At 43.7% G+C, this 23,398-nt stretch carries 17 protein-coding genes; 16 read left to right on the forward strand and 1 reads right to left on the reverse strand.

Annotated features, from left to right (window positions below):
- Nucleotides 1–8: 8 nt before the first annotated feature.
- The 12 genes from HMPREF2983_RS12365 to HMPREF2983_RS12420 all read left to right on the forward strand — a co-directional run bounded on the left by HMPREF2983_RS12365 (nt 9) and on the right by HMPREF2983_RS12420 (nt 16,682).
- Nucleotides 9–1,769: a RagB/SusD family nutrient uptake outer membrane protein gene (locus HMPREF2983_RS12365; protein WP_070668876.1), complete on the forward strand. Its 1,761-nt coding sequence runs from the start codon at nt 9–11 to the stop codon at nt 1,767–1,769.
- 26 nt (nt 1,770–1,795) lie between these two features.
- Nucleotides 1,796–3,082: a glycan-binding surface protein gene (locus HMPREF2983_RS12370; RefSeq protein WP_070668878.1), complete on the forward strand. Its 1,287-nt coding sequence runs from the start codon at nt 1,796–1,798 to the stop codon at nt 3,080–3,082.
- A gap of 138 nt (nt 3,083–3,220) precedes the next feature.
- Nucleotides 3,221–4,891: a glycoside hydrolase family 26 protein gene (locus tag HMPREF2983_RS12375; protein ID WP_070668881.1), complete on the forward strand. Its 1,671-nt coding sequence runs from the start codon at nt 3,221–3,223 to the stop codon at nt 4,889–4,891.
- Between the two features lie 181 nt (nt 4,892–5,072).
- A complete protein-coding gene (locus HMPREF2983_RS12380; RefSeq protein ID WP_070669008.1) occupies nt 5,073–6,398 on the forward strand; it encodes a sialate O-acetylesterase in 1,326 nt (441 codons plus the stop codon).
- 502 nt (nt 6,399–6,900) lie between these two features.
- Nucleotides 6,901–8,124 carry a glycoside hydrolase family 27 protein gene (locus tag HMPREF2983_RS12385; protein ID WP_070668884.1) on the forward strand — a complete coding sequence of 408 codons (1,224 nt, stop codon included), beginning with the start codon at nt 6,901–6,903 and terminating at the stop codon, nt 8,122–8,124.
- A gap of 104 nt (nt 8,125–8,228) precedes the next feature.
- A complete protein-coding gene (locus tag HMPREF2983_RS12390) occupies nt 8,229–9,464 on the forward strand; it encodes an acetylxylan esterase (RefSeq protein ID WP_070668887.1) in 1,236 nt (411 codons plus the stop codon).
- A gap of 12 nt (nt 9,465–9,476) precedes the next feature.
- Nucleotides 9,477–10,757: a glycoside hydrolase 5 family protein gene (locus tag HMPREF2983_RS12395; protein WP_070668890.1), complete on the forward strand. Its 1,281-nt coding sequence runs from the start codon at nt 9,477–9,479 to the stop codon at nt 10,755–10,757.
- A gap of 21 nt (nt 10,758–10,778) precedes the next feature.
- Nucleotides 10,779–11,903: a glycoside hydrolase family 26 protein gene (locus tag HMPREF2983_RS12400; RefSeq protein ID WP_070668893.1), complete on the forward strand. Its 1,125-nt coding sequence runs from the start codon at nt 10,779–10,781 to the stop codon at nt 11,901–11,903.
- Nucleotides 11,904–11,916: 13 nt separating this feature from the next.
- On the forward strand, nt 11,917–13,080 hold the full coding sequence (locus HMPREF2983_RS12405; RefSeq protein WP_070668896.1) for a glycoside hydrolase family 130 protein: 1,164 nt from the start codon (nt 11,917–11,919) through the stop codon (nt 13,078–13,080).
- A complete protein-coding gene (locus HMPREF2983_RS12410; RefSeq protein WP_070668899.1) occupies nt 13,077–14,501 on the forward strand; it encodes an MFS transporter in 1,425 nt (474 codons plus the stop codon). Before HMPREF2983_RS12405 ends, HMPREF2983_RS12410 begins: the two co-directional genes overlap by 4 nt.
- A gap of 21 nt (nt 14,502–14,522) precedes the next feature.
- Nucleotides 14,523–15,722, forward strand: a complete 1,200-nt coding sequence (locus HMPREF2983_RS12415; RefSeq protein WP_070668902.1) for an AGE family epimerase/isomerase — start codon at nt 14,523–14,525, stop codon at nt 15,720–15,722.
- A 69-nt stretch (nt 15,723–15,791) separates the two neighbouring features.
- The gene (locus HMPREF2983_RS12420; protein WP_018920158.1) at nt 15,792–16,682 is read left to right on the forward strand and encodes a helix-turn-helix transcriptional regulator; all 891 of its coding nucleotides are present in this window, start codon (nt 15,792–15,794) and stop codon (nt 16,680–16,682) included.
- Between the two features lie 89 nt (nt 16,683–16,771).
- Here HMPREF2983_RS12420 and ppdK read toward each other — a convergent pair whose 3' ends face one another.
- Nucleotides 16,772–19,492 carry a pyruvate, phosphate dikinase gene (gene ppdK / locus HMPREF2983_RS12425; protein WP_070668905.1) on the reverse strand — a complete coding sequence of 907 codons (2,721 nt, stop codon included), beginning with the start codon at nt 19,490–19,492 and terminating at the stop codon, nt 16,772–16,774.
- 790 nt (nt 19,493–20,282) lie between these two features.
- Here ppdK and HMPREF2983_RS12430 point away from each other — a divergent pair.
- The 4 genes from HMPREF2983_RS12430 (at nt 20,283) to HMPREF2983_RS12445 (ending at nt 23,053) form a co-directional block, all read left to right on the forward strand.
- On the forward strand, nt 20,283–21,146 hold the full coding sequence (locus HMPREF2983_RS12430; RefSeq protein ID WP_004375088.1) for a sigma-70 family RNA polymerase sigma factor: 864 nt from the start codon (nt 20,283–20,285) through the stop codon (nt 21,144–21,146).
- A 43-nt stretch (nt 21,147–21,189) separates the two neighbouring features.
- Complete coding sequence (locus HMPREF2983_RS12435; protein WP_070668908.1) at nt 21,190–21,645, forward strand: hypothetical protein; 456 nt, start codon at nt 21,190–21,192, stop codon at nt 21,643–21,645.
- Nucleotides 21,646–21,707: 62 nt separating this feature from the next.
- The gene (locus HMPREF2983_RS12440; protein ID WP_070668911.1) at nt 21,708–22,595 is read left to right on the forward strand and encodes a hypothetical protein; all 888 of its coding nucleotides are present in this window, start codon (nt 21,708–21,710) and stop codon (nt 22,593–22,595) included.
- Nucleotides 22,568–23,053, forward strand: coding sequence for a S24/S26 family peptidase (locus HMPREF2983_RS12445; protein ID WP_070669010.1), 486 nt, complete (start codon nt 22,568–22,570; stop codon nt 23,051–23,053). Before HMPREF2983_RS12440 ends, HMPREF2983_RS12445 begins: the two co-directional genes overlap by 28 nt.
- Nucleotides 23,054–23,398 lie beyond the last annotated feature (345 nt).

Below are 23,398 nucleotides of genomic sequence, written 5' to 3' on the forward strand. Positions count from 1 at the left end.
TTTTTACAATGAAACATATAAAATATTTATATATGGCTTTTGCCTTGACAACAGGTGCGCTTATTACATCATCGTGTAATGATTTCTTAGACCGACCGGCAGAAGATTCCTATAATGCAGGAACTTTCTATAAAGATGATAGTCAATGTGTACAGGGCGTCAATTATCTATATAATTCTCCTTGGTATGACTTTCAGAGAGGTTTTATCAAGGTGGGTGAAGTAATGTCTGGCAACTACTATTGGGGCTCAAGTCCCTATATGACACTCACTGTGAACAGTACAGACGAAGACCTTGTGAACATGTCTAATTCGCTTTGGGCTGTCATAGGGCACGCCAACACTGTTTACAACAACCTTAAAGCAGCTGAAGCTTCAAAAAAAGTGAAGAACCAATGTATGGGCGAATGCCTTGCATGGAAGGCTATGGCCTACTTTTTCCTTGTACGTTCATTTGGTGATGTGCCAATCGTTCACGATAACTCAACAATGCTTGCAGACGGTTCATACAGCAATGTAAGCCGAGTACAGAAATCTGACATATATGAATACATCATCATGACTTTGGAAAAGGCGATGGAACTGCTGCCACGCAAAGGCAATCCGGGGCGTATAGACTATTATGCTGCCGAAGGTTTGCTTGCCAAAGTATATCTCTACAAAAGTGGGGTGAATGCTAATGGACATGGACAACGTAATACTGATGACCTGAAAAAGGCTGCCTCATATGCCAAAGACGTGATAGATAACAGTGGGCGCAAACTGATGGCGAACTATTCTGATGTGTTCAGATTGCAGAATGCCCTCAATGAAGAATGTCTTTTCTCATGGTTGTGGACAGCAGATACCAGTATATGGACAGTACAGAACACACTTCAGAGTGATCTCGCCATGCAGGGATTCGATGAATTTGGTGATTGTTGGGGTGGCTATAACGGTCCATCAGCAGACTTGCAGGAGGCTTTTGGCGTATCACCATTGGAAGATCCGGCAACAAGAACGGATGTAGATGCACGTCGCAAAGCAACAATGATGATGGCTGGTGACTTCTACGAGTATTTCTGGACAGACAAAACAGACAAGCGCGGGCGTAAAGGATTTAACTTCTTACAATTCATTTACGACAGTAACGGTTATGGTTCAGGAGGGCCAGGAACGCTGCAAAGTGCTACAGGAAGCAATTGTGCGAAGCATCTTTACGGCGATGCATACGATCATAAGACGTATGCTGTAGACGGAATTTCTGCTTCAAACATGCACAGTAGCCTTGCTACACCTGTATTGCGATTGTCTGACGTCTATCTTATCTATGCAGAAGCGGTCATTGGTAATAACGGAAGTACCACTGATGCCAATGCAATCGATGCCTATTACAAAGTGCGCAGCCGTGCCATCAAGTCTGCTACACGGCCCACAAGCATTACTTGGGAGGATGTCTGGAAAGAACGTCGATTGGAATTGGCCATAGAAGGCGATCGTTGGTACGATTTTGTGCGTCGCAGCTATTATGATATGTCTGGAAGCATCAATGAACTTAAGCAGCAGAAAAGGGGTGCCTATTATGGTCTTAATACCCTCTATAAAAACTATTATGAGAGTAATTCCTGGAATGTAGATACATCTACAATGCACTACGCCTCAGAAACACAGGCTCCTAATGTCTCAGAACAAAGTTTTACTCTGCCGTTCCCGAGTCAAGATGTGGTGTTCAATGGCAATTTACAGAAAACCCCTGTGCATGTTGATGTACGCTCAACATATTCCTATTAGTTCCAAACTTTCTAAAACAGAAGCAAATGAAATGTTCTAAAAATATATGTCTCACGCTGATTTCTATGTTAGGTGCAGCCACAATAGGATTGACCTCATGTAAGGATCAGCCCGACGAATATAAATCAACGACCGGAAGTCCTGAGATACAATACGTCCGACTCCCTGAGAGTGCAGACTCTGTCATCACGAAAAGTTATCTGCAAACTACCATTTGTCTTGTTGGAAAAAATCTCCGCAGCATTCGCAAGATGCTTTTTAATGACCAGCAAGCAGTGCTCAACACCAGTTTTATCACTGATAATACATTAGTAGTGGACATCCCGAAGAATATACCTTCCGCCGTAACTGACAAGATTTATATGATCAATGGCGACGGTGATACCACTACTTATGATTTTCATGTCATAGTTCCTCCACCTACAGTGTCTGCGATGAGCTGTGAATATGCAGCTGCCGGTGAAGATGTAACCATTACTGGTGACTACTTCATTCAGGATCCCTACAAACCTTTACAGGTTAAATTCAATGATGGTGAATTGGCGGTAACCAAGATTAAGTCAATCAATAAAAACAGTATCACTTTCACAGTACCTTCAGGTGCACAGCCCGGAAGAGTGTATGTGGAAACCGTATACGGCAAGAGTAAATCTCAGTTCGTATATAAAGACACACGAAATATTCTGTTTGACTTCGATGGTTCACACGGAGGACTGGTCAGCGGACATGGATGGCGCCCCGGACGCATACGTACTGGGGGCATCGATGGAAGCTATCTCTACCTTGGTGGTGCAACGATGTTAGGTAAGGTTGGTGCTACATGGGACGAAGACGACTTTGGCATGAACTACTGGCCTGAACCTTCTGCCGGATATCCTGAACTCTCGTCTATCTCAAGTTTCGCCAATATGCTTGATACTTGTGAAATCAATGACATGGCATTGAAATTCGAGTGTCGTGTACCCGAAACCTCTCCGTGGAGTGCTTCTGCCCTTCAACTCATCTTCACAGGCAATCAAGATGTGACCTCTTTGACAGCAAACAATCAGTATTATAATAGTACTGACATCGCCCGTGGATTGTGGTTGCCATGGCAATCAACAGGTTCGTTCAATACAGGAAATGAATGGATTACAGTCACAATCCCTCTCTCAGCTTTCAACAAGACGCATGAAGGACAGTCAGCAGGCAAGACCATTACAAAAAATAGCATGACAGGTTTCACACTCTTCCTTTGGAACGGAGGTGTGGAAGGAACAGACTGTACTCCTGAATTAGATATTGACAATGTGAGGGTAGTGCCAATGAAGTAGAAGTGATGACAAGTGTAAAGGAGTCAAGACCATGCCGATACTTCTTCATCAGAAAGCAATGTCTTAGTCTTGAGTCCTTACACTTACTTTTACAGGCTTACCTCCGTATTCTTTTTAATCCTAAAAACAAAAGAAACTATGCTCACAAATAAACTTCATATCGCAGCATTCACGCTGCTTTCGTTTGCAGCTGCAGCATGCAGTGACAGCGTTGAACACTATATTGCAGACGTAGATGCCCCCGGATTTGTCAGTGTATCTCCACAGACTAATATCAAGGCGGGCTTAGATTCCATTATTGTCACCTACGACAAGAATGTATTCTTCTCTTCAGCTGACTACAGTAAAATCACACTTAACGGCTCACCTGTTGTCAGTGCCAATGTAATCGGCTCATCCAAGCAGTTGCTCATCATGGCCAATATCAGTCGGGACAAAAGCTATGAACTCGTTATCCCGGAAGGCGTAGTAACCGGTCCCAACCGTGTAGCAGCCCCCATGGTCAAAGCAACTCTCGTGGCACAGAGTCAGAAGATAGCCACTTCTCCCGTCAATGCAGATGCAACTGCGGAAACCAAAGCACTCTACCAAAAGTTGGTAAACAACTATGGCAAGAAGATATTCTCTGCGACAATGGCCAATGTTGCATGGAATAATGAGAATGCAGAGAAAGTATATCAGCTCACAGGTAAATATCCGGCTATCAACGGATACGATTATATTCACTTGCAATCAAGCACCTCTGGCGGGTGGATAGACTATTCCAACATCTCTCCTGTACAGTCATGGCACAATGCAGGTGGCATAGTTACGATCAGCTGGCACTGGAATGTTCCTACTTCTAATCCGTATACATCCTCCGTACCTGTAGTACTTTACAGTGGCCCGGACAAGGTGATGCCAAGTGACTGGAGTGGCAACATACAGCTTACTACCCAAGCAACGAAAGACATATTGGCCAAAGCATCTATCGGAAGTAAATTAGTTGTGAAAATCTCTGACGTGAAAGCAGGTGCCCAAGGCTCCATAAAGAACAGCAGTTGGGCAGGTTTTGTAGATGAGAACGGCAAGAACTGGGACTACTTCAGCATTAGTGGCAACAGCTATTCCATGACACTCGACCAAACCACACTTACTGAAATGCGGGCCAACGGACTGATTATTGGAGGTCATGACTATACGGTTACAGGCGTTACTGTCGAGACTACGGGGAGCGTTAAATACGATTTCAAAGCAGCAAAGAACGAGTTCACACTTGACGATGCGGTTACAGATGGCACATGGGCCAACCGATTTATGAAGTCAGACTTGGAGAAGATAGTGCCTTATCTGCAGCAATTGCAGCAAGCAAACATTCCTGTTCTCTGGCGTCCTCTCCATGAAGCAGCAGGCAAATGGTTCTGGTGGGGGAATGGTTCTGCCGCTTCCTACGTGAAACTATGGCACTTTATGTATGACTATTTCAAAGCAAAAGGCATCAATAATCTCATTTGGGTATGGACTTCCGAGAAAGCCGACAGCGACTGGTATCCAGGCGATGACTATGTAGATATCATCGGTACGGATATGTATGGGCAAGACGGGACAGCGGTTTCTGCCGCAGCTATGGCCGATCGCTTCAACACCTTGGCTTATCGTTATCCAACCAAGATGATTTCACTTACTGAATGCGGCACCGTTTCTGACGTTCCAACGCAATGGAACAGCGATGCGAAATGGAGTTGGTTCATGCCTTGGTATGGCAGTACGCATGCCACTGATGACTGGTGGAAAGCAGCAATGAAGTCCGAATATGTCATCACAAGATAAACAATGCTATTCCTCCTCTCTCATCGAGAGGGGGATTTTGTAGTTTTCAACTTTTTATCTTATTCCTAAAAACGCATCAAAACGCATGAAGAAGTTCTATTATCTCATCTTGTTTTTCCTCTCTTTCCTTTGTTTGCCTGCGTCTGCAAAAATCCGATTACCTCACATACTTTACGATAACATGGTATTGCAGCAACAGGCAGATGCACGGTTATGGGGATGGGCTACCCCAAAAACACGCGTTATCATCAAACCATCCTGGGGACCAAGTCATACGACTGTGGCTGACAAGGAGGGTAGATGGAGCCTTCGCATCCGTACTCCTAAAGGAAGTTACACGCCACTCAGCATCACCTTCAGTGATGGAGAAGCCGTAACCCTGCATGGCATTCTTGCCGGAGAAGTGTGGGTCTGTGCCGGGCAGAGCAACATGGAAATGCCCCTGCAAGGTTTCTATGAGTGCCCCGTAGAAGGTTATCAAGATGCCATTGCTGATGCCGGGCGCATACGTGGAATGCGTTATGTGAAGATACCTGCTGTGATGAGTGCAACACCGAAGGACGATGCAGTCTGTCATTGGGAAGTAATGAATGCCAACACTGCTAATTATTGCAGTGCGGTTGGTTATTTCTTTGGTCGCCGCCTGCATGAAATGATTGATGTTCCCATTGGGCTCATCCTTGCCAATAAGGGTGGAACTATGGTTGAGAGTTGGTTGAACGAAGATAATCTGAAACGTTATACCAACGAGACTGTAGACTCTGCAGAAATCGCTAAAAGATATCCGACAGACTGGCTGCGCCCCTTGCTTTGGGGCAATGGAACGTTTCATCCCATTCTCAACTATTCCATACGCGGCATTATTTACTATCAGGGATGCAGCAATGTCGACCACAATCCGAACACTTATGCAGAGCGTCTCAGCCGACTCATCAGCCAGTGGCGCAGTGATTTCAAAGTTCCCAACCTACCTTTCTATTTTGTAGAAATAGCACCATATAGTTACGGTAATGCCCTCGATACAGCTGCTGCATCTATACGCATGCAGCAACAGACTGTGGCAGAAAGCGTCGGTAATGCTGTTCTTATAGGCACAAACGATTTGGTTTATCCCGTAGAGGCGGAGCAGATACATCCCTGTCAGAAACGACAGATTGGAGAACGATTGGCAATGACAGCCGCTGCACGCGACTATGGGTTTGACCAAATCTTCTATCGCAGTCCGAGTTTCGAGAAGTTGGAAATGCGCAGAGACAGTTGTTTCGTACATCTGAAAGATACTTACAATGGCATTGTCCCCGTAACTTCTTATGAAGGCTTCGAGATTGCAGGTCAGGATAAAGTCTATTATCCTGCGCATGCCCAATACATTCACAACAGCATATTCCTGCTCACTTCGCCCAATGTCGCGCATCCTGTTGCCGTACGCTATTGTTATCATAACTTCCAATTGGGAAATGTGAAGAACCAGGCTGGGCTGCCATTGTTGCCTTTCAAGACAGATTAGCCCATGGGAGTGCACTATAAAATGGAAAAGATAAATCAAAGAAATGGATATGATTTTACCACATGCCAAAATCCTGTGCGTAACTTGATGCAGTTTACCTTGTAATCTGACACAAGTTACACGCTGTTCTGTGTCAGATTGCAACGTAACTTGACGCAGATTACAACGTGTTTCGATAGGAGTTAGAACATGGTCTTACTTGATGTTATCTTATGCTTTAATAGATTTTATGTAATATATTGATTTCCAATAGAATGAAAGTTGAATAAAAACATCTTTCGAATCGATTGTAATAGCTTCTGCATCACGCCTCTGACTTTCAAGGCTAATCATATTCATTGCACGGAGAAGTCTATGTCAAGAACCTGCAAGTATGGGCAATCGATTTCCTCATATGCCCATAAAAGTGTCGATTTTTGTCAATATAGTATTTGAAGTTTACATATTTAAGTCTTATCTTTGCATTGTGATTATCTAAGAACTAAAAATCGAATAAACTAACATGAACAAAAAGTACGCCATTACCTTACTGTTATTCGCATTGTTTTCCTTGGCAACAAAAGCCCAAAAATGGGAAGAACTGTCACAGACACCACAAATGGGTTGGAACTCATGGAATAAGTTTCAGGGCAACATTGATGAAGACATCATCAAGGGTATTGCTGATGCTATGGTGTCGAGTGGGTTGCGTGATGCCGGTTATATTTATATAAACATGGACGATTGCTGGCATGGTAAGCGCGATGCCAATGGTTTTATCCAGGCTGATCCGAAGCATTTTCCCCATGGAATAAAGGCTTTGGCCGATTACATCCATGCCCGTGGATTGAAGTTGGGCATTTACAGTGATGCCGGAACAGAGACCTGTGCGGGCCGTCCCGGGTCATTAGGGCACGAATATCAAGATGCGCTGCAATATGCCCGCTGGGATGTTGATTACTTAAAATATGACTGGTGCAACACTGTAAACATCAATCCTCGCGGTGCTTATCAGCTGATGAGTGATGCTTTGCGTGCTTCTGGTCGTCCAATCTTTTTCTCCATGTGTGAGTGGGGCGATAATCAACCTTGGCGTTGGGCCAGAGATATAGGAAACTCATGGCGCATTGGTCCCGACATTTGGTGCTCTTTTGACTCCACACGTGTATTTCCTACGTATGTGCAATATAGCGTTTTGGATTGTATCAACAAGAATGACAGCCTTCGTCGCTATGCCGGTCCGGGGCATTGGAACGACCCCGATATGCTGGAAGTAGGTAATGGACTCACCGTAAACCAAGACCGGGCACACTTTACGATGTGGTGCATGATGGCAAGTCCGCTTATCTTAGGTAACGACATACGCCATATGAGTGCAGAAACCAAGGCTATTCTGACCAATCGTGATCTTATTGCTATTGATCAGGATAAGCTTGGTGTGCAGGGACTACACCTTTTCAGTCGTGACGGATTGGACTATTGGTTCAAGCCTCTTGAAAATGGAGATTGGGCTATGACTATTCTCAATCCCACGCGTAAACCTATTGTATGTAACCTTAACTGGCAGGACTTTAATTTCACAGATGACGAGGTGAGTAAACGCAGTACAGCTTTTGATAAGTGTGTCTATAAAGTAAAGAACTTGTGGACAGGGCGCATGGAGGGGAAAACTTCTACCAAGCAGAAAGTAGACCGCAAGCTCACGGTTCCAGCACAGGATGTCGTTGTATATCGCTTACTGCGATGAATGCCAATGAATATTACCCTAACTAAAAATACTTTTCACATATGATATCCACATTTAAACGCCCACTTGTTCTTTGGCTTTGCCTGTTGTTATCGGCAACGCTCATGGCACAGATACGTGGCAATGAAATCACCGTGCAGGTAAGACCTAATCACATAGATTGGAACTATCAGTTGGGAGAAGAAGCTTTCTTTACTGTAGCTGTACTGAAAAACGGCTGTCCATTACCAAAAGCAAAGGTAGATATTGAAGCAGGACCTGTGATGTATCCCGATGTCAAGCGGATGAATGTGGAGCTGAAAGACGGCACTGCCACATGGAAAGCCAAGATGAACACCGCAGGTTTCTATCGTTTGAAAGTGCGGGCACACGTTGGTGATAAGACCTATGAAGGCTTGTGCACGGTTGGTTTTGCCCCCGAAACACTTCAGCCCACAGACAATTGTCCGACAGATTTTGACCAATTCTGGGAGAAGGCCTATAAAGAAGCCAGGCAATATCCGCTTGATGCCCACCGAAGATTATTGCCGGAACGCTGTACGGAGCGTGTGACAGTATACGAAGTGAGCTTCAATGGTTTATATCCCGGCAACCGTATTTATGGCATTCTCTGCGTTCCAACCGCGTTTAAGGGGCCACGTCCTGCACTCTTACGCGTACCTGGAGCGGGCGTCAGGCCCTATCAAGGTGACATTTATTTGGCTGACCGCGGTGCGATAACCCTTGAGATAGGAGTGCATGGCATTCCTGTAACGATGCCACAACAAGTATATGACGACTTGTTACATGGAGCTTTGAACGGATATTGGGAGGCTAACCTCGACAATCGCGACCAAATGCCTTATAAACGGATATTCATTGGTGCATTACGAGCCGTGGATTATCTTGCACAACTGCCTGAATGGAATGGCAAACAGCTCGGTGTGACGGGATCAAGTCAAGGAGGAATGCTGTCATTGGTGTGTGGTGCACTACATCCTAAAGTTACATTTGTGGGTGCTGTCCATGCAGCTATGTGTGATCATACAGCTTCTTTACATGGCAAAGCCTGTGGATGGCCGCACTATTTCTATGGCCAAAAGCAACCCGACAGCAAGAAAGTGGCAGTAAGCGGCTATTTCGATGGAGTGAATTTTGCCCGTCGTTTAACTGTTCCCAGTTGGTTTTCATTCGGATATAATGATGAAGTTGTGCCACCTAACAGTTCATATGCCACCTATAATGTAACCAAAGGAGCACGAACCTTAAGGCTGTATCCAGCCACAGGTCACTTCTGGTTTCAAGAACAGTGGGATGAATGGCAAAACTGGGTGACTCAACAATTAGGATTAGAAAAATGAAAGATAAAAACTATGAATAAGATTCGATATTATATTTTGGGACTGCTTCTTTCTTGTGTTGCTGTCTCTAAGGCCCAATCTTTTGTCACCGTAGAAAACGGAAGACTCTATCGGAATGGGAAACCTTATACTTTCATCGGTGCCAACTACTGGTATGGAGCCATTCTTGGATCAAAAGGTGAGGGTGGAAACAGGAAGAGACTGAAGCGTGAGTTGGATGAAATGAAACGCTTAGGCATCAATAATCTACGCATTCTTGTAGGTAGTGATGGCGAAGAGGGAACGAAATGGAAAGTAAAACCAGTGCTTCAGACATCACCAGGTGTATATAATGACACCATACTTGACGGACTTGACTATCTGATGCAACAGCTTCAACAGCGTGGAATGGTTGCCGTGCTCTACCTTAATAACTCATGGGAGTGGAGTGGGGGCTATGGCTTCTATCTTGAGAACGTGGGGGCAGGCAAGGCAGTGCAGCCCAATGAAGCAGGATATGCTGCCTATGTCAAGTATGCTTCGCAATTTGCCACCAATCAAAAGGCGCAACAGCTGTTCTTTAATCATCTTAGTTTCATTCTTAACCGTACCAATCGCTATACAGGTAAACGCTATCTGGATGATCCTGCCATTATGTCATGGCAGATAGGCAACGAACCTCGGGCTTTCGATAAATCAGTTCTTCCGGCATTCGAAGGCTGGATAGCCAAGGCTGCAGCTTTGATGAAAAGCATTGATAAACGGCATTTAGTGAGTGTCGGGTCTGAAGGTGCATTTGGTTGTGAAGGTAATTACGATTCATGGAAACGGATTTGTGCTGATCCCAACATAGACTATTGCAACATACATGTTTGGCCTTACAACTGGAGTTGGGCCAAGAAAGACTCTTTGTCACAAAATCTACAGCGTGCCAAAGACAAAACCAAGGAGTATATAGATAGTCATTTGTCTATCTGTACCAAACTGAATAAACCTTTGGTGATGGAAGAATTCGGATATCCACGAGACGGTTTTGCTTTCTCAAAGAAAGCACCTACCACAGCCCGTGATGCATATTACAGCTATGTATTTTCACTCTTAATAGCAGATGCAGCCCAAAAAGGATACTTTGCAGGTTGCAATTTCTGGGGATGGGGCGGTAAAGCGCGACCTAAACACGAACAATGGCAACCTGGTGATGACTATACAGGTGATCCCGCACAAGAAGCACAAGGGTTGAATTCGGTGTTTTCGACCGATAAAAGTACCATTAAGATTATAAAGGCTTCTATTGCCAAATTACCGAAGAACTGATACACAAAGAAATAGAATGATATGAGAAAAATACTCTTTGTCATGGCAATAGTCATACTGACAACAAATGCAAATGCAAATCGGAAGGTGCAGCAAACGCCTGCACAAAAGCTTATCGAACGCCTTCATGTACTGCAGAAACGAGGTGTGATGTTTGGTCATCAGGATGCTCTTTTCTATGGTACGACATGGAAATGGGAGTATGGAAGAAGCGATGTGAATGATGTTTGTGGGGATTATCCTGCCGTTTTAGGTTGTGAATTAGGTGGTCTTGAACTTGGCAATGAAAAGAATCTTGATGGTGTTCCTTTTGATAAAATGCGGCAGCAGATTATAGATCATTATCAGAAAGGTGGCATTGTAACCATCAGTTGGCATCCCTACAATCCTGTTACCGGTAAAGATGCATGGCATACAGAAGGGAATGCTGTTACCGAAGTTCTTCCCGGAGGCAAAGAAACCGCTAAAATGCAACTCTGGCACAAGCGATTAGCCGAATTCTTTGCTTCACTTAAAGACCAGAAAGGAAATATTGTTCCTGTGATTTTCCGGCCATGGCATGAAATGGGTGGGGCTTGGTTCTGGTGGGGAAGCAAGCAATGTACGCCTACACAGTATGTTGCATTGTTTCATCTTACATTTGAAGCAATGAAGCATGCTGGCCTACATAATCTTGTTTGGAGTTATTCTCCCAATGCTCAAGCTGATGACACACCAGAACAATACTTCCGTTTCTATCCGGGAGATGGCTATGTAGATATACTCGGTATAGACTTGTATCAATATGGTACCGGGAAAGATTTCATAACCCAGTGTCAAAATGAAATGTGCATTATGTCTGCCTATGCCCAAAAGCATCATAAACTATACGCGCTTACAGAAGCTGGCTACCAAAACACACCTGATGCGAAATGGTATAGTTCCACATTGCTTCCAGGAATAAAGGGATATGCTCCTATTTATGTGCTACTGTGGCGCAATGCATGGGATAATGCAGAAGAAAACTTTGGCCCTGCACCAGAGAAAGCATGTGCAGATGACTTTAGAAGCATATATAAAAAGGGGGCTTTTATATTTCGCAGTAAGTTAAGTGACATGCAAAGAAAGCCATATTCTGTGGTTGGAAAGAAGCATAATAAGAAATAAAAAGTATATAGATATGTCAACATTCAATTCCAAACTTAATGCACTTCGTCTTCGTTACGAAGCATTGCTCACAAAACCAAACCACGTAGAAGAAAATGGTAATGGTATTTATGAACGTTATACTAATCCCATACTGACAGCAGAACATACACCTTTAGAGTGGCGCTACGATATGGATGAACGTACTAATCCATTCTTGATGCAGCGAATCATGATGAATGCTACACTCAATGCAGGTGCAATAAAATGGGATGATAAGTATTTGTTGGTAGTTAGAGTGGAGGGAGCTGACCGAAAAAGCTTCTTCGCTGTAGCCGAAAGTCCTAACGGTATAGATAATTTCCGCTTTTGGGATGAACCGATAACTATGCCTGATACAGAAAAACCAGCTACGAACATCTATGACATGCGCCTGACTCGTCATGAAGATGGTTATATATATGGAGTATTTTGTGCAGAAAGACACGATGACAATATGCCTGGTGACCTTTCTGCTGCTACCGCAACGGCAGGCATAGCACGTACCAAAGATTTGAAAACATGGGAACGGTTGCCCGATCTCAAAGCTTCAAGTCAACAACGCAATGTCGTTCTTCACCCAGAATTCGTAGATGGCAAGTATGCTTTCTACACTCGCCCACAGGATGGTTTTATAGACACTGGCTCTGGAGGAGGAATAGGTTGGGCTTTAGTGGATGACATTACTCATGCAGAAGTGCACGAAGAAACCATTATCAACCCGCGTCATTACCATACGATTATGGAACTGAAGAACGGCGAAGGTCCACATCCTATTAAGACTCCGCATGGCTGGCTGCATCTTGCACACGGTGTGCGGGCTTGTGCAAGTGGTCTGCGTTACGTTCTTTATATGTATATGACTGCATTAGATGATCCCACACGGATGATTGCTCAGCCGGGTGGTTACCTTTTGGTACCGGAAGGTGGTGAATATATAGGTGACGTGATGAACGTTGTTTTCTCTAATGGATGGATTGCCGATGAAGACGGTCGTGTATTTATCTATTACGCATCATCAGATACACGCATGCATGTAGCAACTTCAACAGTGGATCGATTAGTTGACTACTGTCTGCATACTCCACAAGATGGGCTTACGACATCTGCCAGTGTTGAAACCATCAAGAAACTCATAGCAAAAAACCGCGCACTATGAAAATTGGGCTTAGTGAAAAGATAGGTTATGGCTTAGGTGATATGTCATCATCAATGTTCTGGAAGCTTTTCGGAGCCTATCTCATGATATTCTATACCGATGTGTTTGGTATTTCTGCTGCTATTGTTGGAACGATGTTTGCCGTCACTCGCGTATGGGATTCCTTTTTTGACCCTATTGTTGGTGCAGTGGCAGACCGTACATCATCACGTTGGGGACGTTTCCGACCGTATCTTCTCTATTTGGCAGTACCTTTCGGCCTTATAGGTATATTGACGTTTTTAACTCCTCCACTTGGAGAAACCGGGAAAATCGTATATGCTTTCATTACCTATGGGCTGATGATGATGGTGTATTCTGCTATCAATGTACCCTATGCTTCGTTGTTGGGAGTAATGAGTCCCGCCCCAGCAGACCGTAATACCTTGGCCACCTATCGCATGACATTCGCCTATTTGGGTTCATTTGTAGCCTTATTACTTTTCATGCCATTGGTAAATGCTTTTGGTGGAGCTGATGACAAAGGCTCCATGCATGGTTGGCTAACGGCTTCGCAATTTGGTTGGCTAATGGCAGTATTGGTTATTGCCATTGTATGCGTAATCCTTTTCTTAGGTTGCTTCGCTCTTACAAAAGAGCGTGTGAGACCTGTTAAACAAGAAAAGACTTCACTAAAAACGGATCTTCGCGATCTGTTACATAATCGACCATGGTGGATTTTGCTCGGTGCTGGTGTAGCTTCACTCGTATTTAACTCCATTCGTGACGGTGCAACGGTTTATTATTTCAAGTATTATGTTGATGAAACGGCCATTGGAAGCATCTTCTTTTTAGGTCTCCCATTTGTACTCAGTGGTCTTTATCTGGCTGTAGGACAAGCTGCCAACATTGTAGGTGTAATGCTTGCAGCCCCTATCAGTAATCGTATAGGTAAACGACGCACATTCATGGCTGCCATGGCTGTAGCATCTGTTCTCAGTATTATATTCTTTTGGCTTGACAAAGATCAGCTTCTTCTCATCTTTGTACTGCAGGCGCTCATCAGTATTTGTGCAGGTAGCATCTTCCCTCTGTTGTGGAGCATGTATGCAGATTGTGCAGATTACAGTGAACTGCAGACTGGTAACCGTGCGACTGGACTTATCTTCTCTTCCTCTTCGATGAGTCAGAAGTTTGGTTGGGCTTTCGGTACGGCCATAACAGGGTGGATGCTTGCTCAATTCGGCTTTCAGGCTAATGCTGTTCAATCGGCAGAAACCATCCAAGGTATAAAGATGTTTCTTTCAATATTGCCGGCAATAGGAGCACTACTTTCATTAGCTTTCATTTATTTTTACCCACTCAGCGAACAAAGAATGAAACAGATAACGCACGAGTTGGAAGAAAAACGAGCTGATACTGCATCAACTAAAGTTCAATAATCAATCTTAAGATTTCTCACTATGTATAACCTTTCAAAAGAATTACGCGAGGAGTTGGAACAAAATATCCTTCCTTTCTGGATGAACAGAATGATAGACCAACGCAACGGAGGTTTTCTCGGTCGTATAGATGGCTGTGGAAATCCTGTGCCTGATGCGGAGAAGGGAGCTATCCTCAATGCACGTATACTCTGGGCTTTTGCTGCTGCCTACCGTGTTTTACATAAACCTGAATATTTGGAAGCAGCGACAAGAGCAAAAGACTATTTTATCAATCATTTCATTGATGTACAAGAAGGAGGCGTATTCTGGAGTTTAGATGCTCAAGGAAATGTGCTTGATGCCAAAAAACAGACCTATGCTATTGGATTTGCAATCTATGGTTTGAGCGAATATGCGCAGGCCACGGGTAATAAAGAGGCATTGTTGCATGCAAAGAAGTTATATACCGACATTGAACGTCATGCTTTCGATAGTGTTAATAATGGCTATGTAGAGGCATTAACGCGCGATTGGCAGCCTATTGCCGACATGCGACTAAGCGACAAGGATGAAAACGGATCGCGAACAATGAATACGCATCTTCATATCCTTGAACCTTACACTAATCTCTACCGTGTATGGCGAACGCCTGAATTGGCAGAGCGTATCACTAATCTTATTGATATCTTTCTCACACATTTACTCAATTCAGAAACAAATCATCTTGACCTGTTTTTCAATGATAAGTGGCAAGGCCGTCGAAACATACAAAGCTTTGGTCATGACATTGAAGCCGTGTGGTTATTGCATGAGGCAGCGTTAGAGTTGGGTAAACCTGAAGTGTTGGCAAAGGTTGAAAAGGCTATTATACGCATAGCCAAGGCTGCAGATGAAGGTCTGCAACCAGATGGCTCAATGATATACGAACGATGGACTGACACCGGGCATGTTGATGATCAGCGCCAATGGTGGGTGATGTGCGAATGCGTGATAGGACATGTTGATCTCTATCAACACTTTGGTGATAAGGCGGCGCTCGATATTGCTCGCTATTGTTGGCGATATATCGTTGAACATATCATAGACCACGAGCGAGGCGAATGGTATTGGGGCTGTGATAAGAACGGACATCCCAATCGCATAGATGATAAAGCCGGCTTCTGGAAATGCCCTTATCATAACACCAGAATGTGCTTGGAAATCATCGAAAGAAGTCTTGCTCCCGAATATAATCATTGATTAAATTAAAGTCTGCTTCCCCTCTTTATCTTCATAAAAAGAGGGGAGGAGAAGTCTTTTCCCGTTTATATGGACAATTACGTGCTACATGAAATAACTCCTTTGATGGATACCGATGCGCTCTACATCGCTGACAGGCACAAGAGCGAGTTCTCCTATCCCGTACATAATCACGATGTTTTCGAACTCAATTTCGTTGAAAATGCAGCTGGGGTGAAGCGAATTGTTGGCGACAGCAATGAAGTTATCGGAGATTACGACCTTGTACTCATCACCAATCCCACGCTTGAACATGCCTGGGAGCAGCATGAATGCAAGAGTAATGACATTCGCGAAATCACCATTCAGTTTAATTTTGGGGCAGGAATAACAGAGGCGGACTACTTTTTTGGTAAGACGCCATTTGAAAGTATACGCCATATGATGAAAGAAGCACAAAAAGGAATGGCCTTTCCCATGTCTTCTATCATGAAAGTCTACGAAAGATTGAGTGGTCTGAGCCAGATAACCGATCGCTTCACTGCCTTAATGGAATTTCTGAACATCCTCCACACACTGTCCTTATGCACAGGCGCACGCACCTTGGCAACAACCAGTTATGCGAAAGTGAATATCGAAGACGACAGCCGTCGTATATTACGTGTAAAGAAATATATATCAGATAACTATATGTATGAACTGCGCCTTAAGAGTCTGGCAGACCTCGCCAACATGAGTGAGAGCGCATTCTGCCGCTTCTTCAAGTTGCATACAGGGCGCCGACTGAGTGATTATATCATCGATATACGCTTGGGATATGCCACGCGCCTGCTGATAGACACCACCGAGACCATTGCCGAAATCAGTTTTAAGTGCGGTTATAACAACATGAGCAACTTCAATCGCATCTTTAAGCGAAAGAAAGGTTGTTCGCCCACAGAATTCCGCAACAGCCATCACAAGATAAAAGTGATAGTATAGCCTGCTTCATTTTGCAGGTAGGTTTATTCCAAAAGGAAAAGGATGTCTTTATAAAAAGACATCCTTTTCTATAGTGTTCAATTTGAAACTTATTCTTCCACAGCTGCCTGTGCTGCTGCAAGGCGAGCTATTGGCACACGGAATGGAGAACAACTCACATAGTCTAAGCCCACGCGATGACAGAACTTGACAGATGAAGGCTCGCCACCATGCTCACCACAGATACCGCACTTAAGTCCCGGACGGGTTGCGCGACCCTTCTTTACAGCCATTTCAACAAGCTGACCTACACCTTCCTGGTCTAAAACCTGGAAAGGATCAACCTTCAGTATCTTCTTTTCAAGATACACAGGCAGGAAGCTTGCAATGTCATCACGGCTATATCCAAATGTCATCTGGGTAAGGTCATTGGTTCCAAAGCTGAAGTATTCAGCTCTCTTGGCAATATTGTCAGCTGTCAGAGCGGCACGTGGTATCTCTATCATCGTACCGACTTTGAATGGGATTTCAACGCCTTCCTTTTCAAAAAGCTGCTTTGCAGTAGAGCGGATAACATCTTCCTGAACATCAAACTCATTGACAATACCAATCAGTGGAACCATGATTTCAGGCATTGGATTGAAACCTGCTTTCTTCAAATCAATTGCTGCACCGAGGATTGCGCGTGTCTGCATCGCTGTAATTTCGGGGTATGTGTTGCCCAGACGACAGCCGCGATGACCCAACATCGGATTGTGCTCGCTCAAAGAATTTACACGACGCTGGATTTCCTCCACAGAAATGCCCATCTCTTCAGCCATAGCTTTCTGGCCGGCAAGGTCATGAGGCACGAACTCATGCAATGGAGGATCGAGCAAACGGATATTCACGGGATAGCCATCCATAGCCTTTAATATGCCATAGAAATCCTGTTTCTGATAAGGTAGGAGTTTTTCAAGCGCGTTTTCACGGCCTTCTTTCGTGTCAGCAAGGATCATTTCGCGCATGGCTTTAATCTTCTCGTTCTCGAAGAACATATGCTCTGTGCGACAGAGACCGATACCGACAGCACCGAAATTATGTGCAACCTCTGCATCATGAGGCGTGTCTGCATTTGTGCGGACAACAAGGCGTGTATGCTTCTGGCACAGATCCATCAGCATGGCGAAGTCACCTGTGACCTCAGCCGGCTTTGTTTTTACCTCGCCCAAATAAACTTCACCCGTTGAACCATTGATTGAAATGTAGTCACCTTCATGAATGAGTGTGCCGTCGATTTCAAGAGTACGTGCTTTATAATTAATGTTAATAGCACCTGCACCACTGACACAACACTTACCCATACCGCGTGCAACAACCGCAGCATGACTGGTCATGCCTCCTCGTGCCGTAAGAATGCCCTCGGCAGCACTCATACCTGCGAGGTCTTCGGGACTTGTTTCAATGCGCACCATGATTACCTGATGTCCGTCATCATGCCATTTCTCTGCATCATCAGCAAAGAAAACAACCTGACCACAAGCGGCACCCGGACTTGCAGGAAGACCTCTTGTCAACACCTTGGCAGTTGTTTGTGCCTCCTTATCAAAGATAGGGTGGAGCAGTTCATCCAATTTGTTTGGCTCACAACGCAACAGGGCTGTCTTTTCATCTATCTCGCCTTCGCGCAACAAGTCCATGGCAATCTTCACCATTGCCGTGCCTGTACGTTTTCCGTTACGGGTCTGGAGGAACCACAAATGGCCTTCCTGAACGGTGAACTCCATATCCTGCATGTCGTGATAGTGAGCTTCCAGCTTCTGCTGGATATCGTTCAGCTGCTTGAAGATTTCAGGCATAGCCTCTTCCATCGATGGATATTTTGAAGCACGGATTTCCTCATCAATACACTGCTGTTTAGCCCAACGCAAAGAGCCTTCCTTGGTAATCTGCTGCGGTGTACGAATGCCGGCAACGACATCTTCGCCCTGCGCATTGACCAAATATTCACCATTAAAACGATTTTCTCCTGTTGCGGCATCACGGCTGAAGCAAACACCTGTTGCAGAGGTTTCGCCCATATTTCCAAATACCATGGCCATAACGTTGACCGCTGTACCCCATTCTGCAGGAATACCTTCCATCTTTCGATAGAGAATAGCGCGCTCATTCATCCACGAATCAAAAACAGCACAGATAGCGCCCCACAGTTGTTCCATTGGATCTGTTGGGAAATCATGACCGGTCTGCTCCTTAATGGCTGCTTTAAACAACTTGACAAGCTGCTTGAGTTCATCCACATTCATTTCGTTATCAAGAGAGATGCCGCGCTGTTTCTTTACATTAATAATGATAGCCTCAAAAGGATCAATGTCTTCCTTGTTGGCTGGTTTCATGCCGAGAACAACGTCACCGTACATCTGAACAAAGCGACGGTAGCTGTCATAAGCAAAGCGTTCATTGCCGGTCTTACGGGCCAGGCCTTCTACAACTTCATCATTGAGACCGAGATTAAGAATGGTATCCATCATACCGGGCATGCTGGCACGGGCTCCCGAACGTACACTGACGAGCAAAGGATTTTCAACATCGCCAAACTTTGATTTCATCAAAGTCTCAATATGCTTTACAGAAGTTTCAACATCTTTCTTCAACAGATTGACAACTTCCTCTTTTCCTTTCTCAAAGTACTCGTTACATACGTCTGTCGTAATCGTGAAACCGGGAGGAACGGGAACACCGATAAGATTCATTTCGGCTAAGTTCGCACCCTTACCACCAAGCAGATTCCTCATGTCTGCCCGTCCCTCGGCCTTACCGTTGCCGAAGATATAAACTCTTTTCTCACTCATAACTGATTTGGTGTAAAATTGCTTTATTTGGTTATTTGATATTTTAATATTTGCAAATATAATGTAAATCTATCAAGTAACCAAACTTTTACCTGCTTTTTTGCTATCTTCACCTTACATTTTTGCTATATTGTTGCATTTCTTCTCCATAGCTTTCCAAGTGCCACTAAACAGATATTCAAAAATGAGAAAACTGAAGGCATTTCCCCATATCTGTATCCCTGTTGTGTAACATGACGCATAACGCGTTGTAACTTGAGTCAGATTACACAGTGATTTGAGTCAGATTACACTGCAATTTGCATCGAATTACAGCGCATTATGACTTGAATTGCAGAACAACTCTGGGAAGGTCATAAAAGCAAGTCTGCTTTTTTGATTTTTTTTCTTTATTTACTATTACAGGAAAGCGTTGGAAAACGGATAATAATTTTACAATAGGGAGAGGTTTCCCGAACTGCAGTCTCTGTGTAATTGCCATAATTTTTTATGTTATTTTGTTCTGCCAATATATATCATCTAAAGCATACGGCGTAACTGTTTGAATAATAGAACAAGCCAACTTTTAGAATATAATTGTTTTCATTCAAGTTGTTAAAGTAAAACTTCATATTGCATTGATATGTCGCTTGATAGCGGATGCTTGATAACAACCAATTAATAAACAAATGTATATATATATCTTATTCTATGGAATATGCAACTCTTGATTAGGCTAAAAAATGGGAAAAAATTTGCAAGTCAAATAAAAAAGCCGTATTTTTGCGCTGTAGAAAAATTTTAACACTTAATGAGGCAGCTGAAAATCACAAAGTCAATAACCAATCGGGAAAGTGCATCGCTCGATAAATATCTGCAGGAGATAGGTCATGAAGACTTGATTTCTGTAGAAGAGGAGGTGGAGCTTGCACAGAAAATCAAGCGGGGTGATCGTCGTGCCTTAGAGAAACTGACACGTGCAAACCTGCGTTTTGTGGTTTCTGTTGCCAAGCAATATCAAAATCAAGGACTTAGTTTGCCGGACCTCATCAATGAAGGCAATCTTGGATTGATTAAAGCTGCAGAGAAATTTGATGAAACTCGTGGGTTCAAATTCATCTCGTATGCTGTTTGGTGGATACGCCAGAGTATTCTTCAAGCTATTGCCGAGCAGAGCCGTATCGTCAGACTGCCTTTGAATCAAGTCGGTTCGGTAAATAAGATAAAGCGTGTTCTCAACAAACTTGAACAGGAGAATGAACAATTTCCGACGATAGAAGAAATTGCTGCAAAAGTTGACATACCGGAGGATAAAGTGGCCGATGCGATCAAATCAAACGGCAGACATGTGTCAGTTGATGCTCCGCTTGCAGAAGGAGAGGAGAACAGTCTGTTGGATATTCTGCCCAACAATAATGCTCAAATGGCTGACAGCGTGCTGGTACAGGAGTCCTTGCGTGATGAAGTTGCAAATGCACTTCAGTCGTTGAATGAGCGTGAACGCAACATCGTCGAAGCTTTCTTTGGCATTAACCAATCAGAGATGACACTTGAAGAAATCGGAGATAAATTCGGTCTGACGCGTGAACGTGTACGCCAAATAAAAGAAAAAGCAATTCGTCGGCTGCGTCATAACACAAAGAATAAAAATCTTAAGGCATACCTCGGGCAATAAGCTGCATCGTTTGTCGTTATAGTAAATAAAAGAATAAAGGTAAATGAGATTGAAAACACTATTATTGACAGCTTGTGCATTCTTTATTTGCGCGGCTGCTTCTGCTGGAAACAACAAAGTGTATCTTTATGGTTTTGCAGCATCTTTTAATGATTCTACTGTCTATTTCACTGATATTCAGGAGTTGGATTCTGCTGTAGTAGACAGGGGAGGGTTTCTGTATGGCCGTGACAGCTACTCATATCAGCTGCGCGATTATCTTGCTTCCAAGGGGTTTGAACATGCCACTTGTGTGACTATGTGGGCTACAAAGCGAGATGTTATCGAAAAGAAATTCCAGAATATGAGAAGCAGATACGGGGTTGTTTTCGGTAAAAAAACAAAGAAAAAGAATACCTATACCATTAAATATCTTACAACCGATGAATTTCACTATCAGGCAATCATTCCTGATGAAAGTCAGATTGTAGCTCCTGTAAAATCACGTAAAAAGAAATAGTATGGCTTCATGTGGCAATGTCAAATTTCACATGAGCCTTATGTGTCGGCCCTTTGCAGGATATGAATTACTTTTTTGAGATAGCAGAACATTTTATCAGGATTGCATATCAGGAAGAAGAAGCCTTGCTATATAATTTGCTGCCTTCATTTCAACCGTTTGGATGTGAAGCAGTAGAAGAAGACAAGCTTCTGTTTAGTCTGGTGATTAATCCGAACCTGAAAGTTGTAGATAAAGAAAAACGACATCGTATCCGAGTGTTTGATACGGGTAATGGAGATACTGTTGTAGACAGATTGCCAGACGGCGGCTATCAATATGTCATCAAGGATATTAATAAAATGCCTTGTGCTTTGCTTATCTGTGATAAGGATTTCTGCAATTGTCAGTGTGCATTGAATGGTAATCTCAACATGAGAAGCTTTGGCCTGAACAATGTATTGATGCTGATCATGGCCTTTGCCGGCAGCAAACGAGACACGGTGTTGATACATGCTTCGCTCGTCAGGAAACATGAGTATGGATATGCATTCATTGCTAAAAGTGGGACTGGTAAGAGCACACAGGTCAGCCTTTGGTTGCGATATATTGAAGGGTGCGACTTGATGAACGATGACAATCCAATCATTAGGATTGTGGATGGCATGACATATATTTATGGTAGTCCATGGAGTGGTAAGACTCCATGCTATCGAAAAGTAAAAGCACGCTTGGGTGCAATCACACGCATTGACCGTGCTCCGGAGAATTCGATAGAGCGTCTTTCTGTAGTAGAAGCATTTGCTTCAGTCTTTCCTTCATGCTCATCCATGAAATGGGATGAGGATATCTTTAATCATCTTTGTAATATAGTAGGTGATATCATCGCCCAAACACCAGTGTATACCTTGCATTGTAGACCGGATAAAGCTGCAGCAGAATTATGTCATCAAACAATATCCATAAAATAAATAAATGCTTCGCCAATAGGTTGTTGATACCTGAAATCATAAAGATGCTTGAAGAGGGACACTCCGTGACACTTCCTTTGCGTGGTTACAGTATGCGTCCGTTTCTCGAGGATGGACGTGACATGGCACTATTGACAAGGCCTGTTGATATAAAAGTTGGCGATCCTGTTCTGGCAGAAACACAGCCAGGCTTCTATGTGTTGCATCGGATTGTAGACATGAATGATGAGCAAGTAGTGCTGAGAGGTGACGGGAACCTTGCCTGTGAATATTGTCAAAAGAAAGATATTAAGGCGTCTGTCATCGGTTTTTATAGAAAGGGACGACGGGATTTAGACCGGACAGATGGCCGTAAATGGAGAATTTATTCTCGTATATGGATCTTTCTTTCTCCTGTCAGACGATATCTTTTAGGCTTTTACAGAAGAATTTGGATCAAGTTTTTCGGCCCGATATAATGATTCTTTTCGTGAATTCGGCTTAAAGAATTAAGTCCCGATGGAACGGCGGCAGTAAAAAAAGAATCGTCCGAGGCCTCGGATGAGCAAAAAACTGGAAAAAATAGCTTTCCGAGGTCTCGGATGAACAAAAAACAGAAGAAAATAGCTTTCCGAGGCCTCGGATGAACAAAAAACAGAAGAAAATGACTTTCCGAGGCCTCGGATGAGCAAAAAACTGGAAAATATAGCTTTCCGAGGCCTTGGATGAGCAAAAAATCGAAAAAAAATAGCTTTCCAACCCCTTGGATGAACAAAAAATTGAAAAAAATGGCTTTCCAACCCCTTGGAAGCGGGAAGATAGAC

This window comes from Prevotella sp. HMSC077E09, from assembly GCF_001814685.1.
In the GTDB taxonomy this organism is placed as follows: domain Bacteria; phylum Bacteroidota; class Bacteroidia; order Bacteroidales; family Bacteroidaceae; genus Prevotella; species Prevotella oris.

Bases quoted from the DNA above. Each gene is read 5' to 3' on its own strand.
- HMPREF2983_RS12365 (WP_070668876.1), top strand. From the start codon at position 9: ATGAAACATATAAAATATTTATATATGGCTTTTGCCTTGACAACAGGT.
- HMPREF2983_RS12370 (WP_070668878.1), top strand. From the start codon at position 1,796: ATGAAATGTTCTAAAAATATATGTCTCACGCTGATTTCTATGTTAGGT.
- HMPREF2983_RS12375 (WP_070668881.1), top strand. From the start codon at position 3,221: ATGCTCACAAATAAACTTCATATCGCAGCATTCACGCTGCTTTCGTTT.
- HMPREF2983_RS12380 (WP_070669008.1), top strand. From the start codon at position 5,073: ATGGTATTGCAGCAACAGGCAGATGCACGGTTATGGGGATGGGCTACC.
- HMPREF2983_RS12385 (WP_070668884.1), top strand. From the start codon at position 6,901: ATGAACAAAAAGTACGCCATTACCTTACTGTTATTCGCATTGTTTTCC.
- HMPREF2983_RS12390 (WP_070668887.1), top strand. From the start codon at position 8,229: ATGGCACAGATACGTGGCAATGAAATCACCGTGCAGGTAAGACCTAAT.
- HMPREF2983_RS12395 (WP_070668890.1), top strand. From the start codon at position 9,477: ATGAATAAGATTCGATATTATATTTTGGGACTGCTTCTTTCTTGTGTT.
- HMPREF2983_RS12400 (WP_070668893.1), top strand. From the start codon at position 10,779: ATGAGAAAAATACTCTTTGTCATGGCAATAGTCATACTGACAACAAAT.
- HMPREF2983_RS12405 (WP_070668896.1), top strand. From the start codon at position 11,917: ATGTCAACATTCAATTCCAAACTTAATGCACTTCGTCTTCGTTACGAA.
- HMPREF2983_RS12410 (WP_070668899.1), top strand. From the start codon at position 13,077: ATGAAAATTGGGCTTAGTGAAAAGATAGGTTATGGCTTAGGTGATATG.
- HMPREF2983_RS12415 (WP_070668902.1), top strand. From the start codon at position 14,523: ATGTATAACCTTTCAAAAGAATTACGCGAGGAGTTGGAACAAAATATC.
- HMPREF2983_RS12420 (WP_018920158.1), top strand. From the start codon at position 15,792: ATGGACAATTACGTGCTACATGAAATAACTCCTTTGATGGATACCGAT.
- ppdK (WP_070668905.1), bottom strand. From the start codon at position 19,492: ATGAGTGAGAAAAGAGTTTATATCTTCGGCAACGGTAAGGCCGAGGGA.
- HMPREF2983_RS12430 (WP_004375088.1), top strand. From the start codon at position 20,283: ATGAGGCAGCTGAAAATCACAAAGTCAATAACCAATCGGGAAAGTGCA.
- HMPREF2983_RS12435 (WP_070668908.1), top strand. From the start codon at position 21,190: ATGAGATTGAAAACACTATTATTGACAGCTTGTGCATTCTTTATTTGC.
- HMPREF2983_RS12440 (WP_070668911.1), top strand. From the start codon at position 21,708: ATGAATTACTTTTTTGAGATAGCAGAACATTTTATCAGGATTGCATAT.
- HMPREF2983_RS12445 (WP_070669010.1), top strand. From the start codon at position 22,568: ATGTCATCAAACAATATCCATAAAATAAATAAATGCTTCGCCAATAGG.